Source organism: Sphingomonas phyllosphaerae, from assembly GCA_036946405.1.
Classification (GTDB): domain Bacteria; phylum Pseudomonadota; class Alphaproteobacteria; order Sphingomonadales; family Sphingomonadaceae; genus Sphingomonas; species Sphingomonas phyllosphaerae_D.
The window spans coordinates 1213340-1230623 of record JAQIJC010000001.1 but is presented as its reverse complement, the minus strand read 5'-3'; the positions used below and the strand labels follow the sequence as shown (position 1 = coordinate 1230623).

The window sequence follows — 17284 nt, the reverse complement described above, 5'->3', positions numbered from 1 at the left end:
TCACCTCGATAATGTCGCCGCCGCTCGATCGCGTTGCGTCGGCCTGAGGACGAACGTGTCGTCCGCAGGCACGAGTCAGACTTCCGACGCGGCGTCTTTTCTCAGCCGATCTTGCGCCCGAATCCTCCCGGTGTCCGCGGACGCCCCGCAAGCGGCGGGGGCACGAACGCCGGGGCAACCGACGGCGGCGTCACGGCGACCGGCGTCGCCGCCACGGTCACCCCTGCCTCACGCTCGAGCAGCGCCAGCGTCTGCAACAACAACGGCCGCAGCGCCACCACATCCTCGATCGCGCGATCGGGCGCGTCGTGATGCTCGATGCACAGCCGCGCATAGGTCTCGATCTTTTCCGCGAGCGCGGCCAGCGCCAGCGCACCGAACTGCTGCGCCTCGCCCTTCAACGTATGCGCCGGAATGACCATCGCGACGGCATTGGACTTGCGAACGGCTTCCTCAAGCGTGGTCAGCGACTTGATGCCGTCCTCGCGGAAATAGCCGAGGATGCGGGCGAAGCCGGTCCCCAGCTCGGCACGTGCGCGCGCCAGCGCCAGATCATCGACCAGTTTGCTCGTTTCCACCGACACCAACGTCTCCCGCTGCCCACCGGACACCTGACCAGAAAAATAGCCGCGACTGGTAAACGGCGGGTAAGCGAGGGTTACTTCCCGAAAGGATTCTTCGGCGCGCGCAGCATCAGCCGCACCGGCACCGCGCCAAACCCGAGATCGCGACGGATGCCGTTGACGAGGTATCGCTGATAACTGGTCGGCAGTTCGTCGACGCGCGTGCCGAACAGCACGAAGCCCGGCGGGCGCGTCTTGGCCTGCGTCAGATAGCGCAGCTTGATCCGCTTGCCGCCCGGCGCGGGGGGCGGATTGGCCTCGATCGCGCGCTCGAACCAACGGTTCAGCTCGCCGGTGCCGACGCGCCGCGACCATGCCTCGCGCGTCTCGAATGCCGCGGCGATCAACTGATCGATGCCCTTGCCGGTCGCCGCCGACACCGCGAGCAGCGGCACGCCCTTGACCTGCGCCAGCCCCTCGTCGAGCGCCTTCTTAACGCCGTTGAACAGACTGGAGGCATTCTCCGCCACGTCCCATTTGTTGAGCGCGATCACCAGCGCGCGCCCCTCTTCCAGCACGCGGTCGGCAATCCGTAAATCCTGCGACTCGAGCCCGAGCGTCGCGTCGAGCAGCAGCACCACTACTTCGGCGAAGTCGACCGCGTGCAGCGCGTCGGCGACCGACAGCTTTTCCAGCTTGTCCTGCACCTTGGCACGCTTGCGCATCCCGGCGGTGTCGATCAGCCGCACCTGCCGCGGCCCGTCCGGCCCCTCCCACGTCCAGTCGATCGCGATCGAATCGCGCGTGATCCCGGCCTCCGGGCCGGTGATCATCCGATCCTCGCCGAGCATCCTGTTGACGAGTGTCGACTTGCCCGCATTCGGCCGTCCGACGATCGCCAGTTTGAGCGGCGCGTCGGGGCTCTCGATATCGATCGGCGCCTCGGGTTCGGGCTGGAGCGGGTCGAGGTGCGGCAGCAACGCCTCGAACAGCTCGACAATCCCCTCGCCATGCTCGGCGGAGAAGGCGACCGGATCACCGAAACCGAGCGCCATCGCCTCGTAGAAACCGCCGTCGCCGGCGCGCCCCTCGGCCTTGTTGGCCATCAGCACGATCGGCGTATCCGAGCCGCGCAGCCAGCGCGCGATTTCCTCGTCGAGCGGAACGACCCCCGCGCGCGAATCGATCACGAACAATGCGACGTCGGCGGCATCGACCGCCGCCTGCGTCTGCTGGCGCATCCGGCCCGGCAAGCTGTTGGGATCCTCGTCCTCGTACCCCGCGGTGTCGATGACGCGGAAGTCGAGCCCGAGCAGATGCGCGTCGCCCTCGCGCCGGTCGCGCGTCACGCCGGGGCGGTCGTCGACCAGCGCGAGCTTCTTGCCGACGAGGCGATTGAACAGCGTCGACTTGCCGACATTGGGGCGGCCGACGATCGCGACGGTAGGAAGGCGGGACATGCGGATGACCTAAAGATTTATCGGCGCGGGGGATAGGGGCGGGTGGCGTGGGGCGCCGAAGGCCTCACACTTACAGGTCGCCCCGGGCCTGACCCGGGACCCCGCTTCTTGACTGCCCGAAGCAGAAAGCGGGGCCCCGGATCAAGTCCGGGGCGACGAAGTTCAATTGAGTTCGCCGCCTCACCGCCAGGCGGTGATCACACCCTTTTCGTCCAGCGTATAGAGCGTCTGGTTGGCGACGATCGGCGCCATCGAAAACTGCTCGCCGGCTTCGATCGTCGTCTGGACGCTGCCGTCGGTCACCGAGGCGCCGATCAGGTCACCGCGCGAGCTGGTCAGCCAGAGCTTGTCGCCCGCCAGTACCGGGCCGAACCAGTTATAGGGATCGTTGCGCTTTTCCTCGTTCTTGAACGCGCGCAACTGGCTTACCCAACGCAGCTTGCCGTTGGCGCGCGACAGGCAGACCAGCCGCGCGTCGTCGGTGACGAGGAAGATCCAGTCGCCGACCACCCATGGCGTCGAGATGCCCGCGAGATTCTGCTCCCACGTCCGCTGCCCGGTCGCGATCTCCAGCGCGACCATCCGGCCGCCCTCGCCGATCGAATAGACGCGGCCGTCGTCGATCACCGGATCGGCGTCGATATCGGCAAGGCTCGACACCGAGGTGGTGATCGAGGTGCGCGACAGCGCGTCCTGCCACAGGGTACGGCCGTTCTCGTAGCGATAGGCGTTCAGCTCGCCGCTGGAGAAGCCGGCGATGACCGTGCCCGAGCTGGCGGCCGGCGCAGCGACGCCGAACACGCCCTGCGTCTCAAGGCTCGCCGACTGCGTCCAGACCACCTTGCCATCGCCCTGATCGAGCGCGAAGATCTGGTTGTCCTGGCTGAGCACATAGACCTGGCCGTTGGCGACGGTCGGCGCGCCGCGCAGCGGGCCGCCCGGCTTGGCGCGCCACAGCACCGCGCCATCGGCGACGTTGACAGCGACGACGTCGCCCAGCCCGTCGGTGGCGTAGAGCTTGCCCTCGTCATAGCTGACGCCGCCGCCGAAGCGCGCGTTCTTGTTCTCTTCGTTGTCGGGCAGCACGCGCGTCCACAGCTTCGCGCCGGTATCCGCGGTGAAGGCGTGCAACGTCGCGTCGACATCGACCACGAACAGCTTGTTCTCGGCGACGACCGGACCGGCAGCGAGGCGCGCGCGGTTGGTGCCGCCGTTGATCTGCGCGGTCCAGGCCTTCGCGGGGGTCGCGGACGCGAGCAGCAGATTGCCCATCGACTTTGCGGCGTTGCCGCCCGGCTGCGTCCAGGCATCGTTGGCGACGCCGACCGGCAGCGTGACCGGCACGCTCTCCAGCCCCTTGTCGACGGTCGCCTGGTTTTCCGACATCAGGATCGGAACGCGCTGCCCCACGGTCGGGGTCTTCTTCGGCCCGCCCTTGAAGATGCCGCAGCCGCTCAGCCCCACCAGCGCGGCGAGCGCCAGGCCGGTCGCCACCCGTGTCGTCATCGCGTCGTGTTACCTTCGTTCTTGGCCGGCGCAGCGGCACCGGCGGCCGTCGGCGACGCAGGCGCCGCCTTCTCATCCAATACGCCCGCCATCTGAACCGCACGTTGACGCAACGACGACGGCACCTGCGTGTCGGCGGCGATGCGCGCGAACACCTGCCCGGCGAGATCGCGGCGGCCCTGTTGCAGATAGGCGGCGGCCATCAGCTCACCCGCGCTGCCGAGCCACGGGTTGCCCGCGACCGCCAGCGGCCGCATCCGCTCCGCGATTACCTCGGGCTTGAGCGTGTCGAACTCGGCACTGGTCTGGCGGATCAGCGCCAGATCGCGGAACGGCTGCGCCACCGACGTATCCTGCGCGACGCTGGCGAACTTGGCCGCCGCGCCCTTCAGGTCGTTCTTCTGCAGCAGCACATCGGCCTGCGTGAACGTCGCCAGCACGCGGTAACCGTCGCGCTTCGATTGCGTCAGCGTCGCCAGCGTGTCGCTCGCCGACTTGGTGTCGTTCGCGGCGAGTGCGTCATAGGCGGTCTGCAACTGCTCGCCCTCGCGCCCGGCGGCCTGCTCCTGGCGATGCTGCCAGAACAGGTACGCACCGAATGCCGCCAGCGCGATCACGACGGCGGCGATCAGCGCGACGCCATAGCGACGCCAGACGTGCAACGCCTGATCGCGACGCAGCTCGTCGTCGACCTCGCGCAGGAACGCTTCATTGTTTTGCGGCGTCAGGGCCACCGAATACTCCGGGCTTCACGGAAAAACGCCCGGCGTGTAGCGGTTCGCCGGGATAAACGAAAGGCCCGCCTAGTCCTTGGGCGGATACAGTTGCTCCGGACCGGGAAAGGCGCGCGAGCGGACCTCGGCGGCATATTGCCCGGCGCGGTCGGCGACGAACGCCGCCATATCGCCGTACCGCTTCACGAAGCGCGGCGTGCGCTCGAACAGTCCCAGCATGTCCTCGGCGACCAGCACCTGCCCGTCGCACGCCGCCGACGCGCCGATACCGATCGTCGGAATGTCGATCGTGCGCGTGATCTCGACCGCGATCGGCTCGACGACGCCTTCGATCACCAGCGCGAACGCCCCCGCCTCGGCGACCGCGCGCGCATCCGCGACGATCTTGCGCGCCTCCGCCGGGCTGCGTCCGCGCGCGCCGTAACCACCCAGCGCGTTCACCGCCTGCGGCGTAAGGCCGATATGGCCGACGACCGGGATGCCGCGCTCCGACAGGAACTGCACCGTCGACGCCATCGCGAGCCCGCCCTCCAGCTTCACCGCCGCCGCGCCGGTCTGCTTCATCAGCAACGCCGCGCTCTCGAACGCTTGCGCGGGCGACGCCTCGTAGCTCCCGAACGGCATGTCGATCACCACCGTCGCTTGGTGGCTGCCGCGGACCACTGCCGCGCCGTGCGCCGCCATCATCTCCAGCGTGACCGGCACCGTCGAGGGCAGGCCGTAGATCACCTGCCCCAGGCTGTCGCCGACCAGCAGCATGTCGCAATGCGGGTCCATCAGCTGCGCCATGCGCACGGTATAGGCGGTCAGCATGACCAGCGGTTCGCCCTTGCCCGCCGCGATCGCCGCCTTGCGCGCGCGGATCGCCGGAACGGTCAGCCGCTTCATCGGTGCGGCGACCGGGGTCGCGCGACTGGTCGCGGTGTCGATGGTGAAGGTCGTGGACATCGCGCCTTGCTACGCCACGCGCGTCAAACGATCCAGCCGCGTCGGCGCGCGACATGGCCCAATTGCAGCGCCAGCGCGCCGACGCCGAGGATCAGCAACGGGAAGTAGAGCACATACGGCCCCTTGACCGCGATGATGTCGGTCATCGCGAACATCCACCCGAACTGGATCATCACCGCCACCAGCGACACGGTCAGCAGCGCGACCGCGTGACGCGATCGTGCCAGCAACGCCACCGCCCCCGCCAGCATCGTGCCGGTGCCGATCGCATAATCGGCCAGATACCAGAGCGGCAGTCCGGCGAACAACGCGCGATCATAGTCGCTCGCCATCGGCATCGCGTCCGCCCCGTGCGTCAGCTGGCCGATGCACGCCCACACCCCCATCGCACCCCAGAGCACCAGCGCGACCGCCGCGAGGCGGAACCACCACGGCGCCCGCGTCCTTCTTCCGTCCGTCATGGCTCAGCCGTAGCGGCCGGTCGCCCGGGCGGCGATGGATAATCCGCCATCTGCGCGAGTTTCGCAGGCAGCAGCAGGGTCAGCTCGCGCCCCTCCAGTTCGATCAGTTGCTGCTGTCGCATCATCTGCAGCGTGCGGTTTACATGGACGCTGGTCAGGCCGAGCGTGTCGGCGAGCATCTCCTGCGTCAACGGCATCCGGAAGTGCGTGTCGCTCGCCAGCCCGACGTTCCTGAGGCGATCGCGCAATTCGAGCAGCAGATGCGCGAAGCGCTCGATCGCCACCTGCCGTCCAAGTCGCGCGGTCGCGTCGAGCAGGTGATGCACGGTCGTCAGCGTATGCCGCCGCAACGCCCCGTCGAGCAGCGCGGGGTCCGACAGCCACGGACCGTCGACGTCGACCATCGTCACCGGGGTCAGCGCGACGATGGTCGCGGGATAGGTCGCGTCGCGTTCGAGCGGCAGCGGGTCGCCGGGCAGCAGCAAATGCTCGATCTGGCGGCGGCCATCCGCAAAGTGGCGCACCAGCGCCGCCCAGCCCGCGCGCATGATCCAGATGCCGGACACCGCCTCCCCTTCATGCACGATCTCGCGGCGCGAACGGACGACGCGTGGCGAAAAGCGCCGGCTGTGCAATCCGATCGCCACCGCCAGCCCGGGTGCGAGCTGTTCGAGCCGGCGATGCACGGGATCGCTGCGGTCGATCGTGATGCGCGGTGGTGGTGGGGTCGGGCCGGGCGTGTTGCTCATGGCGAGGCACGCGGTCGATCCGCGCAACAGGCGAGAACGGCTTCCGCAGCTGCCACCATCTGACCTCCCCCGCGCCGAAGGCACGCGAGCCGGTCTTGAGGAGCCGGAGTCGCGCCAATCGGTGCGGCACGGATCATACCAGCCGCGCTGCCGAGAAGGAACGGGAAATCAGTGATTTAAGTGCTTGGTCGGGGCGACAGGATTCGAACCTGCGACCCCCACACCCCCAGTGTGATGCGCTACCAGGCTGCGCTACGCCCCGACCGAGGGGGCGCCTCTACGCTTGGTCGCAGCACGATGCAAGCGGGTTGGCCGCATGTTGCGCGCGACGCGCCGCAATGATAGCGGCAGCCTCTTCGCGCGGCCGTCTCCCGGCCGCCCAACGGTCATGCACGGAAACCGATGCTCATCTCTCCCGCTTATGCGCAGACCGCCAGCGGCGCCGCCCAGGGCGGCGGCCTCGCCGGCTTCATCAGCCTCGCGCCGCTGCTCCTCGTCTTCGTCGTCTTCTACTTCCTGATGATCCGTCCGCAACAGCGCCGCATGAAAGCGCTCCAGACCGCGGTCGCCGGTGTCAAGAAGGGCGACTCGGTCGTCACCGCCGGTGGACTGGTCGGTAAGGTGACCAAGGTCGAGGATGCCTTCGTCGAGGTCGAGATCGCGCCCAACACCCGCGTGCGCATCGTCAAGGCGACGCTCGCCGAGGTCACGCCGCTCGGCGGCAAGCCGGCGAACGACTGACATGCTGGACTTTCCCCGCTGGAAGGTCGCCGGCATCTGGCTGCTGCTCGCGGCCTTGGTGTCGCTGTCGATCCCGACCTTCATCCCCGAAAGCGTGACGCAGGCGTGGGGGATCAACCTTCCGCGCGTCAACAAGGGGCTGGATCTGGCTGGCGGCAGCTATCTGCTGCTCGAGGCCGACACCAACGACGTCGCCGCGACTCGCGTCGAGGCGATGCGCGAGCAGGTGCAGACCGAAATGCGCCGCCAGAATCCGCGGATCGAGATCGGCGAAATTTCCAGCCGCGGCGGGCAGCTCTCCTTCCTTCTGCGCGACCCGACTCAGGTCGATGCCGCGCGCGAGCGATTGCTCCAGATCACCGGCACCGGCGCCGGCATGACCGGACAGCGCCAGTGGGACATTCAGGTCGTCGACACCAGCCGCTTCGTGTTGACGCCGACCGCCGAGGGGCTGAAGCAGGCGGTCGAAACCGCGATGGGCGACGCGACCGAGGTCGTGCGCCGCCGTATCGACGAAATGGGCACGCGCGAGCCGACGATCATCCGGCAGGGCAGCAACCGCATCGTCGTGCAGGTGCCGGGGCTTCAGGACCCGCAGGCGCTCAAGGACCTGCTCGGCAAGACCGCCAAGCTCGAGTTCAAGCTGGTCGACGTCAACGCCGATCCGCAGGCGCTCGCCAAGGGTCAGGCACCGGCCGGCGACCAGATCCTCCCCTATCCGAACAATCCTTCGGGCATCCCGCTGATCGCGGTGAAGCGCCAGGCGATCATCACCGGCGACATGCTGAGCGATGCGCGGCAGGAATTCGAGCCGCAGACCAACGCGCCGCAGGTGTCGATGACCTTCGACAGCCAGGGCGGTCGCCGCTTCGCGCGCACCACGCAGGAGAATGTCGGCAAGCCGTTCGCGATCATCGTCGACAACACCGTGATTTCCGCGCCGAACATCAACGAACCGATCATCGGTGGCCGCGCCTCGATCAACGGTGGGTTCACGGTCGAAAGCGCCAACCAGCTCGCGATCGCGCTGCGTTCGGGCAAACTGCCGGTCGACCTCAAGATCGTCGAGGAATCGACGGTCGGGCCGGACCTCGGCGCCGATTCGATCCGCGCCGGCATCCTCGCCTCGGCGGTTGCGGTCGCGCTGGTCGTGGCGTTCATGCTGGTGACCTATGGCCGCTTCGGCCTCTATGCGAACCTCGCGGTGGTCATCAACGTGTTCGTCATTCTCGGCGTGATGGCGCTGCTCAAGGGCACGCTGACGCTGCCGGGCATCGCCGGCTTCGTGCTGACGATCGGCACCGCGGTCGACGCCAACGTGCTCATCAACGAGCGCATCCGCGAGGAACGCCACCGCGGGCGCAACGTGGTGCAGGCGGTCGAGCTGGGTTACAAGGAAGCCAGCCGCACGATCTTCGAGGCGAACGTGACGCACGCGATCTCGGGCATCATCATGTTCGTGCTGGGCTCCGGCCCGGTGAAGGGTTTTGCGGTCGTGCTGCTGATCGGCATCGCCACCAGCGTGTTCACCGCCGTCACCTTCACCCGCATGCTGGTCGCCGGCTGGCTGCGCCGCGCCAAGCCGAAGACGATCAACATATGATCGCCTCGCCCCCTCTCTCCCCTGCCCTTCTCTCCCCTAACCGGACCCCGGCCGCGGCCGGGGCGGCGAGGCCGTCATGAAACTGCTCAAGCTCGTCCCCGACGACACCAATATCGATTTCGTCCGCTTGCGCGGGCTGGCCTTCGGCCTGACGCTGCTGCTCAGCGTGCTCGCGGTCGGGATCACCTTCTACAAGGGGCTGAACTTCGGCGTCGACTTCGAAGGCGGTCTGATGATCGAGGAACGGTTCGCTCAAGAACCCGATCTCGGCCGCGTGCGCGCGGTCGTCGACTCGCTCGGCGTCGGTGAGGCCGCGCTCCAGCCGTTCGGCGACAAGCGCAACATCACGATCCGCCTGCCCGTTCAGCAGGGCGGCGACGAAGGCGCCACCAACACCGCCGTGCGCAAGGTCGAGGCGGCATTGGCCAAGGCGTTTCCGGGCACGGAGTTCCGCCGCTATTCGACCGTCTCGGGCAAGGTGTCGGGCGAGTTGATCCGCAACGGCGTGCTCGCGGTGGTGCTCGCGATCCTCGGCATCGGCCTGTTCGCGATCTTCCGCTTCGAATGGCAGTTCGGCGTCTCGACGATCGTCGCGATCGTCCACGATCTGTTGATGACGCTCGGCTTCTTCGCTCTGACCCAGTTCGAGTTCGACCTGAACATCGTCGCGGCGGTGCTGACGATCATCGGCTATTCGATCAACGACAAGATCGTCATCGACGACCGCATCCGCGAGAACATGCGCCGCTATCGCAAGATGGAGATGCGCGAGATCATCAACCTGTCGGTCAACGAAACCCTCCCCCGGACGGTCATGACCTCGGTGACGATCCTGCTCGCGCTGCTCGCGCTGCTGTTCCTCGGCGGGCATGTGCTGCGCGGCTTCACCGCAGCGATGACGCTCGGCATCATCGTCGGCACCTATTCGTCGATCTACGTCTCGTCCTCGCTGCTCATCTCGCTCGGTCTGCGCGCGCAGCCGGAGAACGAGAAGCCGGTGCGCGGCGGCAGCGTCGCCGACAATGCGGAGCGCGTCGGGCCGCGCGCCTGACCCGCGCCGGGGAGCCCGCACGATGAGGATGGACCGCGAGCGCGATGCCCCCGGCCCGCTGGTACGCGGCTTCGGCCCGGCCGGGTTCAAGGTCGATGCGCCGGACGGGACGATGGGCGTCTATCCGGCGCTGTTGCTGACGGCGACGCGTGCGGACGGCTGGACCCCGCCGCCGTTCGAGTTGCTCGACGCGGCAGCGCTGGCGCCGTTACTGGGCGATTCAATCGAGTTCGTGCTGCTCGGCACCGGTGCCGATCTCCGCCGCCCGCCACGGGCGCTGGTGGCGGCGCTGGAGAAGCGCGGGATCGGCATCGAGGCGATGGACAGCCGCGCCGCCGCGCGCGCCTGGGGTGTGCTGCGCGCCGAGGAACGCCGCATCGCCGCGGCGCTCTACCCGCTGGAAGCCTGAGCGGCGCGGCCAATATCGCCCTGCCGCTGCGGCCGGGACCGACTTCAGTCTTCCTTCACCAGCCGCCCTTCGCGCGCCTTGAAGTAGAATTGGCTCGCCACCAGCCAGCCCTTGATCGGCCGCAGCGGCAGCACGGTGCTGACCAGCAGCACCGGCAGGCTGACCAGCACATGCATCCACCACGGCGGGTCGGCGAGGATCTGGAGCATGAGTGTGAAGATCACGCCGGGCAGGCACGCGAACAATTGCACGAACACCGCCGGCCCGTCGGCCGGATCGGCATAGGAATAATCGAGCCCGCACACCGGGCAGCGCTCGCGGATCGAGAGAAAACCGCGGAACAGCGGACCCTTGCCGCAGCGCGGGCAGCAACCGCGCACGCCGGTCGTCAGCGGCGACAGCCGCGGCCATATGTGGCCATCGTCGTCGACAAGGCGCGGATCGCTGGCGTTGGTCATCATCACCCCATGCGCCGCCCCGCGACGCGCCGCCACAACCCGCGTCAGTCGATCGCGTTCGCCACATCCATGACGTCGAGCGACTGCGCGGTCACCCATCCGAATTCATAGTTCGCGACGAACAGCGCGAACAACACCGTGGCGACGATCGTCGTTCGCACGATGACCCGCTTCAGCGAGAATTCGTGCGGCGCGCTCTCGGCGGTGCCGGGCATGTGCGCCTCCCCCGCCTCGGCGGAGGTGCGCACCCCGAACGGCAGCACCAGAAACACCGAAAACGCCCAGAAGAGGACGTAGATCGCCAACAACGATGTCCAGCGCATCTCGCGTCCTCCTGCCGGGCCTGCCGGATCAGACCTGCACGATCACGACGTCGACGATCGGCTTCTTGCCGGTCCAACGCGTCGCCACCTTGCGCACCGCCAGTCGCACGTCCTCGCGCAACCGCTCGCGATCGCGCGGCCGCCCGGCCATCGCCTCGGCCGCCGCCTCGACGGCATCGGCAAGGAACGGCTCGCGCTCCTCCTCCACGGGCACGCCCTGCACGCGCACCTCGGGGGTGCCGCCGGCGCGACCATTGCGATCGACCGCGATCCCGACCGAAATCTGGCCATTGACCGCGACGCGCCGCCGCTCGTTGATCGTGCTGCCGTCCGCCGGCAGGATCACGTCGCCGTCCAGCACCAGCCGTCCGATCGGCACGTTGCCGATCTTCTTCGGCGCGCCCGGCGCGAGCCGCACCATGTCGCCGTTCGTCTGCACCACGGTGTTGGCGATGCCCTGCGACAGCCCGTAGCGCGCATGCTCCATCAGGTGGCGCATCTCACCGTGCACCGGCACGAGCGACGTCGGACGCAACCAGCCGTACATCTTCGCCAGCTCCGGCCGTCCCGGATGCCCCGAGACGTGCACGTGCGCCTGCTTTTCGGTCACCATCTCGACCCCCTTGGCCGCAAGCTGGTTCTGGATGCGACCGATCGCGACCTCGTTGCCGGGAATCTGCTTCGACGAGAAGATAACCATGTCGCCCATGTCGAGCGCGACCGGGTGGCTGCCCGCCGCGATCCGCGCCAGCGCCGCCCGTTCCTCGCCCTGCCCGCCCGTCGCGACGATCAGCACGCGGTTCTTGGGCAGCCGCATCGCCGCATCGACATCGATCGTCTGCGGGAAGTTCTTGAGATAGCCGGTCGCTTTGGCGACGCGGATGATCCGGTCGAGCGAGCGCCCCGTCACGCACAGCTTGCGCCCGGTCTCCTCCGCGACCTGCCCGAGCGTGTGGAGCCGCGCGGCGTTCGACGCGAAGGTCGTCACCACCACGCGACCGCGGGCGCGGGCGACGCTCTTGGCGAGCCCTTCACGGACGCTTGCCTCGCTCGGCGAAGCTTCGGCGTTGAAGACATTGGTCGAATCGCAGACGAGCACGTCGATGCCCTCCGCGCCGATCTCGGCGAGTTCCTCGGGCGTCGCCGGCTGGCCGATCACCGGGGTCGGGTCGAGCTTCCAGTCGCCGGTGTGGAACACCTTGCCCGCCGGGGTGCCGATCACCAGCGCATTGGCCTCGGGAATCGAGTGCGACAGCGGCACCACCTCCACCTCGAACGGACCGACCTTGAAGGACTTGCGCGCCTCGACCAGCCGGATCTTCACCCGATCCTCGATCCGCTCCTCTTCCAGCTTGCCGCGGACCAGCCCGGCGGTGAACGGCGTGGCGTAGATCGGCACGCCAAGATCCTCGGCCAGATAGGGCAGCGCGCCGATATGGTCCTCGTGCCCGTGGGTCAGCACGATCCCGACCAGATCGTCGATCCGCTCCTCGATGAAGCGCAGATCGGGCAGGATCACGTCGATCCCGGGATAATGCGCGTCGGCGAACGTCACGCCGCAGTCGACCATCAGCCATTTGCCGGCGTGGCCATACAGGATCACGTTCATGCCGATTTCGCCGGACCCGCCCAGCGCGCAGAAAAGAAGCTCGTTATTCTTCGGTGTCATTACATTCCTTTGAGTGCCGGCACCGCGGCCCGTCCGCATCATCGCGGCAGGCGGAAAAGACGGACGATCGCGCCGGCAAAGCGGTCATGCGTCGATATGGGCGCGCGCGTACATGATCGCCAGACCCTGGATCGTCAGGTCGGGTTCGATCGCGTCGAACGCGTTGGTATGTTGTTCGAACAGCGTGGCGAGCCCGCCGGTGGCGATCACCTTCACGGGCCGCGCGATCTCGCGCTTCATGCGCGCGACCAGTCCCTCGATCATCGCGATATAGCCCCAGTAAATGCCGATGTTCATCTGATCGACCGTGTTGCGGCCGATCACGCTTTCGGTAGCGGGTGCCTCGATCGCGATCCGCGGCAGCTTGGCGGCGGCCATCACCAGCGCGTCGAGCGACAAGTTGATCCCCGGCGCGATGATCCCGCCCTTGTAGGCCCCGTCGAAGTCGGAATGGTCGAAGGTCGTCGCGGTCCCGAAATCGATCACGATCAGATCGCCGGCATGAAGCGCATGCGCCGCAATCGTATTGACCGCGCGATCGGCGCCGAGGCTGCGCGGCTCGTCGACGTCGACCGACAGCTGCCACTCGACCGGCGCACGCCCGGCGATCAGCGCGACGGTGCCGAAATATTTGCTCGCGAGCACCTCGAGATTGTGGAGCGCGCGCGGGACGACGGTGGAGATGATGACCGCGGTCACATCCTCGCGGGTATAGCCCTCCAGCTGGAGCAACTGGCTGAGCCACACCGCATATTCATCGGCGGTGCGCCGGGGATCGGTGGCGATCCGCCAGCGCGCACGGATTTCCCGCGTCGCCGGCTGGACGAGCGCGAAGACGATATTGGTGTTGCCGGCATCGACCGCGAGCAGCATCGCCTTCCTCTCCCTAGACCACGAACACGTCGCCGGCATGGATGACATGCCGCGTACCGTCCGCCAAGCCGAGCAGCAACGCGCCGCTCGCGTCGAGCCCGAGGAACCGCCCTTCAAGCGTGGTTTGATCGGGCAACCGCACCGACAGCAGCGTGCCGACCGGATGCGCCCGCTCGCTCCAGCGTGCGGCGACCGGCGCCATTCCCTGTTCGCGCCAGACCGCCAGCCATGCAGTGAAGCGGTCGGCAAGCTCCCCGAGCAGCGTCCCCGCGTCGATCGTCGCCCCTGCCGCGCGAAGGCTGGTGGTGGCGCGATCGGCGAGTTCAGGATGATGCGCGACGTTAACCCCGATCCCGACCACCACATGCGCAGCGCCCCGCTCGAGCAGGATCCCCGACAGCTTCGCGCCGCCGAGCAACAGGTCGTTGGGCCATTTGAGCGTCAGCGCGCGTGCGTCGGGAAGCGCGCCACGCACCGTCTCCTCCAGCGCGACCGCGGCAACCAGCGCCAGTCCCGCCGCCGCAGGATCGTCAGGGCGGATCGCGACCAGCGTGCTCGCATAGAGGTTGCCGGCGGGCGAGTCCCAGATCCGCCCCTGCCGCCCGCGCCCGGCGGTCTGCTGCTCGGCACGTAGCCACGTCCCCTCATCGACCGCCCGGTCGTTGGCGAGCGCCAGCAGGTCGGCGTTGGTCGACCCCGTCGCCGGTACCGTCAGGATCCGGGGCAGCGCCGCTGCCTTAGAACAGGCTGTTGGCTGCAGCGAGCGTCCAGGCCGACAGCGCCGGGATGGCGAGATAGCCGAGCGGCGAGACGAACACCGCCGCGACCGCGATTAACCCGCCCTCCAGCTTGTCGCCCTCGCCGAACGACCCGGCCGGCTCGTCGAAGTACATCGTCTTGACGAGGCGCAGGTAATAATAGGCACCGATCACGCTGAACACGACGCCGACCACCGCCAGCGGGAACAGCCCAGCCTGCACCGCGGCGTAGAAGACCGCGAACTTGGCGTAGAAGCCGAACAGCGGCGGGATGCCGGCGAGCGAGAACATGAAGATCGCCAGCGCCGCCGCCAGCCCCGGCCGCGTCCGCGACAGGCCGGCGAGGCTTGCGATCGTCTCGACCGGCTGCCCGTCTGCGTCGCGCATCTGCAGCACGACGAGGAAGCTGCCCAGCGTCATCGCAAGATAGATCGTCATATAGGTCATCACCGAGGCGACGCCTTCGGGCGTCCCCGCGGCGAGCCCGATCAGCGCGAAGCCGACGTTGTTGATCGACGAATAAGCGAGCAGGCGCTTGACGTTCTGCTGCCCGATCGCCGCAACCGCGCCGAGCAGGATCGAGGCGAGCGACGCGAAGATCACGATCTGCCGCCACTGCACCTCGGCCGGCCCCATCGCCTCGACCGCGACACGAACCGCGAGCGCGATCGCCGCGACCTTGGGCGCGGAGGCGAAGAACGCCGTCACCGGGGTCGGCGCGCCTTCGTAGACGTCGGGGGTCCACATGTGGAACGGTACCGCCGAGATCTTGAAGGCCAGCCCGGCGAACACGAAGACCAGCCCGAACAGCAGGCCCAGCGAACGCCCGCTACCCGTCAGCGGCGCGGCGGCATAGGCACCCGCGATCTCGTTGAACAAGGTCGAGCCGGTGAAACCGTAGACGAGGCTTATCCCGTACAGCAGAATGCCGCTCGCCAGCGCGCCGAGCACGAAATACTTCAGCCCCGCTTCCGCCGAACGCGTATCCTGCCGCATGAAGCTCGCCAGCACATAGGCGGCGAGGCTCTGCAGCTCGAGCCCGACATAGAGCGTCAGCAGGTCGCCCGCCGACACCATCATCCCCATCCCGCACGCCGACAGCAGGATCAGCACCGGATATTCCGGACGCAGGTCCGCGCCGGCGGTGCGCCGGAAGAAGTCGGGCGCCATCAGGATCGCGACCGCCGCGCCGACGTAGATCAGCACCTTGGCGAAGGCGGCGAACGCATCCGCACGGTACAGGCCGTAGAAGGCGTCACCGCCGGATGAGGCCGGGCCGGTCAGCGCGATCAACGCCCCGCCCAGCACCGCGACCGACACCCACGACACCGCTTTGGTCGAAGCCGGACCGCCCCAGGCGGCGACCAGCATCAATGCGATCGCCCCGACCGCGAGCACCAGCTCGGGCAGCGTCATCGCCAGATTGGCGGCGTAATCCATCAGTGCGCGCTCCCATGCGCAGAAGTTTCGGCATGTGCGGCCGGGACGATCCCGGTGCCCTTGGTGGGCAGCGAGTCACCGGCCGGCTTGGCGCGGTCGATCCGCGCCAGCAGGATCTGCGTATCCTTGCGCATCGGCGCGAGGAAGCTCTCCGGATAGACGCCCATCCACAGCACCGCCGCCGCGATCGGCACCAGCAGCCACAGCTCGCGCGGGGTCAGGTCCGACATCTGCCGCACCTCGTCCGACTTGATCTCGCCGAAGACCACGCGACGGTACAGGTACAGCATATAGGCCGCGCCGAGGATGATCCCCGTGGTGCACAGCAGCGCGATCGTGGTCGACACCTGATAGGTGCCCATCAGGCTCAGCAATTCGCCGACGAAGTTGCTCGTGCCCGGCAGGCCGATCGACGCCATGGTGAACAGCAGGAACAGGATCGCGTAGCGCGGCATGTTGATCGCCAGCCCGCCATAACGGCTGATCTCGCGCGTGTGCAGCCGGTCGTAGATCACGCCGACGCACAGGAACAGCGCGCCCGACACCAGGCCATGGCCCAGCATCACCATCATCGCGCCCTCGATCCCCTGTGCGTTGAACGCGAACAGGCCGATCGTCACGATCGCCATGTGCGCGACCGACGAATAGGCGATCAGCTTCTTCATGTCCGACTGCACCAGCGCGACGAGGCTGGTGTAGATCACCGCCACCGCGCTCAGCCCGAACACCAGCCACACGAGGCTCGCCGAGGCTTCGGGGAACATCGGCAGGCTGAAGCGCAGGAAGCCATAGCCGCCGAGCTTGAGCAGCACGCCCGCCAGGATCACCGACCCCGCGGTCGGCGCCTGGACGTGCGCGTCGGGCAACCAGGTATGCACCGGCCACATCGGCATCTTGACCGCGAACGACGCGAAGAACGCCAGCCAGAGCCATGTCTGCACGCTCGCCGGGAAGTCGTAGTTGAGCAGCACCGGGATGCTGGTCGTCCCCGCGGTGATGCTCATGTAGAGCATCGCGATGAACATCAGCAGCGAGCCGAGCAGCGTGTACAGGAAGAACTTGTACGACGCGTAGATGCGGTTCGCGCCGCCCCAGATGCCGATGATCAGGAACATCGGGATCAGGCCGGCTTCGAAGAAGATGTAGAACAGGAACAGGTCCTGCGCCGCGAAGGTGCCGATCATCAGCACCTCCGTGAATAGGAACGCCGCCATATATTCCGGTACGCGCTTCTCGATCGCCTGCCAGCTGGCGCCGATGCAGATCGGCATCAGGAACACCGACAGCACGATCAGCAGCAGCGCATAGCCGTCGATGCCGAGCGCCCAACCGAAGCGGCCGAACAGCGGCGCATATTCGACGAACTGCCATTGCGCGCCGCCGACGTCGAACGACGTCCACAGCACCACGCCGAGCGCGAGGTCGATCAGCGTCGCGGCGAGCGCGGTGACGCGCGCCGCGGGGGCGGAGAGGAACAGGCACGCGATGGCGGCGACCGCGGGGACCGCCAGCATCAGCGAGAGGATCGGGAACGACAT

Annotated in this window: 18 protein-coding genes and 1 tRNA gene; 4 read left to right on the top strand and 15 right to left on the bottom strand. The window is 67.8% G+C overall.

Annotated elements, in window-relative coordinates; all coding sequences use genetic code 11:
• Window positions 1–101: 101 nt before the first annotated feature.
• The 8 genes from PGN12_05795 to PGN12_05760 form a co-directional block, all read right to left on the bottom strand.
• The gene (locus PGN12_05795; GenBank protein ID MEH3103401.1) at window positions 102–584 is read right to left on the bottom strand and encodes an Hpt domain-containing protein; all 483 of its coding nucleotides are present in this window, start codon (window positions 582–584) and stop codon (window positions 102–104) included.
• A gap of 74 nt (window positions 585–658) precedes the next feature.
• Complete coding sequence (gene der / locus PGN12_05790; GenBank protein ID MEH3103400.1) at window positions 659–2023, bottom strand: ribosome biogenesis GTPase Der; 1365 nt, start codon at window positions 2021–2023, stop codon at window positions 659–661.
• A gap of 180 nt (window positions 2024–2203) precedes the next feature.
• Window positions 2204–3529 (bottom strand): PQQ-binding-like beta-propeller repeat protein, encoded by a 1326-nt coding sequence (locus PGN12_05785; GenBank protein MEH3103399.1) that lies wholly within the window; start codon window positions 3527–3529, stop codon window positions 2204–2206.
• Complete coding sequence (locus PGN12_05780) at window positions 3526–4263, bottom strand: tetratricopeptide repeat protein (GenBank protein MEH3103398.1); 738 nt, start codon at window positions 4261–4263, stop codon at window positions 3526–3528. The genes PGN12_05785 and PGN12_05780 overlap by 4 nt, the downstream gene beginning before the upstream one ends.
• Window positions 4264–4332: 69 nt before the next feature.
• Window positions 4333–5211 carry a 3-methyl-2-oxobutanoate hydroxymethyltransferase gene (gene panB, locus PGN12_05775; protein ID MEH3103397.1) on the bottom strand — a complete coding sequence of 293 codons (879 nt, stop codon included), beginning with the start codon at window positions 5209–5211 and terminating at the stop codon, window positions 4333–4335.
• A gap of 23 nt (window positions 5212–5234) precedes the next feature.
• Window positions 5235–5672 carry a hypothetical protein gene (locus PGN12_05770; GenBank protein MEH3103396.1) on the bottom strand — a complete coding sequence of 146 codons (438 nt, stop codon included), beginning with the start codon at window positions 5670–5672 and terminating at the stop codon, window positions 5235–5237.
• On the bottom strand, window positions 5669–6421 hold the full coding sequence (locus tag PGN12_05765; GenBank protein ID MEH3103395.1) for a Crp/Fnr family transcriptional regulator: 753 nt from the start codon (window positions 6419–6421) through the stop codon (window positions 5669–5671). The genes PGN12_05770 and PGN12_05765 overlap by 4 nt, the downstream gene beginning before the upstream one ends.
• A 185-nt stretch (window positions 6422–6606) precedes the next feature.
• Window positions 6607–6683, bottom strand: a tRNA-Pro gene (locus PGN12_05760).
• A gap of 140 nt (window positions 6684–6823) precedes the next feature.
• On the opposite strand from PGN12_05760, the gene yajC reads away from it, so the two are divergent.
• The 4 genes from yajC (at window position 6824) to PGN12_05740 (ending at window position 10225) form a co-directional block, all read left to right on the top strand.
• The gene (gene yajC, locus PGN12_05755) at window positions 6824–7162 is read left to right on the top strand and encodes a preprotein translocase subunit YajC (GenBank protein ID MEH3103394.1); all 339 of its coding nucleotides are present in this window, start codon (window positions 6824–6826) and stop codon (window positions 7160–7162) included.
• 1 nt (window position 7163) lies between these two features.
• Window positions 7164–8765 carry a protein translocase subunit SecD gene (gene secD, locus PGN12_05750; protein MEH3103393.1) on the top strand — a complete coding sequence of 534 codons (1602 nt, stop codon included), beginning with the start codon at window positions 7164–7166 and terminating at the stop codon, window positions 8763–8765.
• A 76-nt stretch (window positions 8766–8841) separates the two neighbouring features.
• Window positions 8842–9816 carry a protein translocase subunit SecF gene (gene secF / locus PGN12_05745; protein ID MEH3103392.1) on the top strand — a complete coding sequence of 325 codons (975 nt, stop codon included), beginning with the start codon at window positions 8842–8844 and terminating at the stop codon, window positions 9814–9816.
• A 22-nt stretch (window positions 9817–9838) separates the two neighbouring features.
• The gene (locus PGN12_05740) at window positions 9839–10225 is read left to right on the top strand and encodes an Mth938-like domain-containing protein (protein MEH3103391.1); all 387 of its coding nucleotides are present in this window, start codon (window positions 9839–9841) and stop codon (window positions 10223–10225) included.
• Window positions 10226–10269: 44 nt separating this feature from the next.
• Here the strand turns inward: PGN12_05740 and PGN12_05735 are convergent, their stop codons facing one another.
• The 7 genes from PGN12_05735 to PGN12_05705 all read right to left on the bottom strand — a co-directional run bounded on the left by PGN12_05735 (window position 10270) and on the right by PGN12_05705 (window position 17284).
• Entirely contained in the window at window positions 10270–10683 is a 414-nt protein-coding gene (locus PGN12_05735; protein ID MEH3103390.1) for a DUF983 domain-containing protein, read from the bottom strand.
• A gap of 44 nt (window positions 10684–10727) precedes the next feature.
• On the bottom strand, window positions 10728–11006 hold the full coding sequence (locus tag PGN12_05730) for a DUF1467 family protein (protein ID MEH3103389.1): 279 nt from the start codon (window positions 11004–11006) through the stop codon (window positions 10728–10730).
• Window positions 11007–11034: 28 nt separating this feature from the next.
• On the bottom strand, window positions 11035–12675 hold the full coding sequence (locus tag PGN12_05725; protein ID MEH3103388.1) for a ribonuclease J: 1641 nt from the start codon (window positions 12673–12675) through the stop codon (window positions 11035–11037).
• An 84-nt stretch (window positions 12676–12759) separates the two neighbouring features.
• Window positions 12760–13548 (bottom strand): type III pantothenate kinase, encoded by a 789-nt coding sequence (locus PGN12_05720; protein MEH3103387.1) that lies wholly within the window; start codon window positions 13546–13548, stop codon window positions 12760–12762.
• A 13-nt stretch (window positions 13549–13561) separates the two neighbouring features.
• Window positions 13562–14266, bottom strand: a complete 705-nt coding sequence (locus PGN12_05715; protein ID MEH3103386.1) for a biotin--[acetyl-CoA-carboxylase] ligase — start codon at window positions 14264–14266, stop codon at window positions 13562–13564.
• A gap of 19 nt (window positions 14267–14285) precedes the next feature.
• Complete coding sequence (nuoN, locus tag PGN12_05710) at window positions 14286–15746, bottom strand: NADH-quinone oxidoreductase subunit NuoN (GenBank protein ID MEH3103385.1); 1461 nt, start codon at window positions 15744–15746, stop codon at window positions 14286–14288.
• Window positions 15746–17284, bottom strand: coding sequence for an NADH-quinone oxidoreductase subunit M (locus tag PGN12_05705; GenBank protein MEH3103384.1), 1539 nt, complete (start codon window positions 17282–17284; stop codon window positions 15746–15748). The genes nuoN and PGN12_05705 overlap by 1 nt, the downstream gene beginning before the upstream one ends.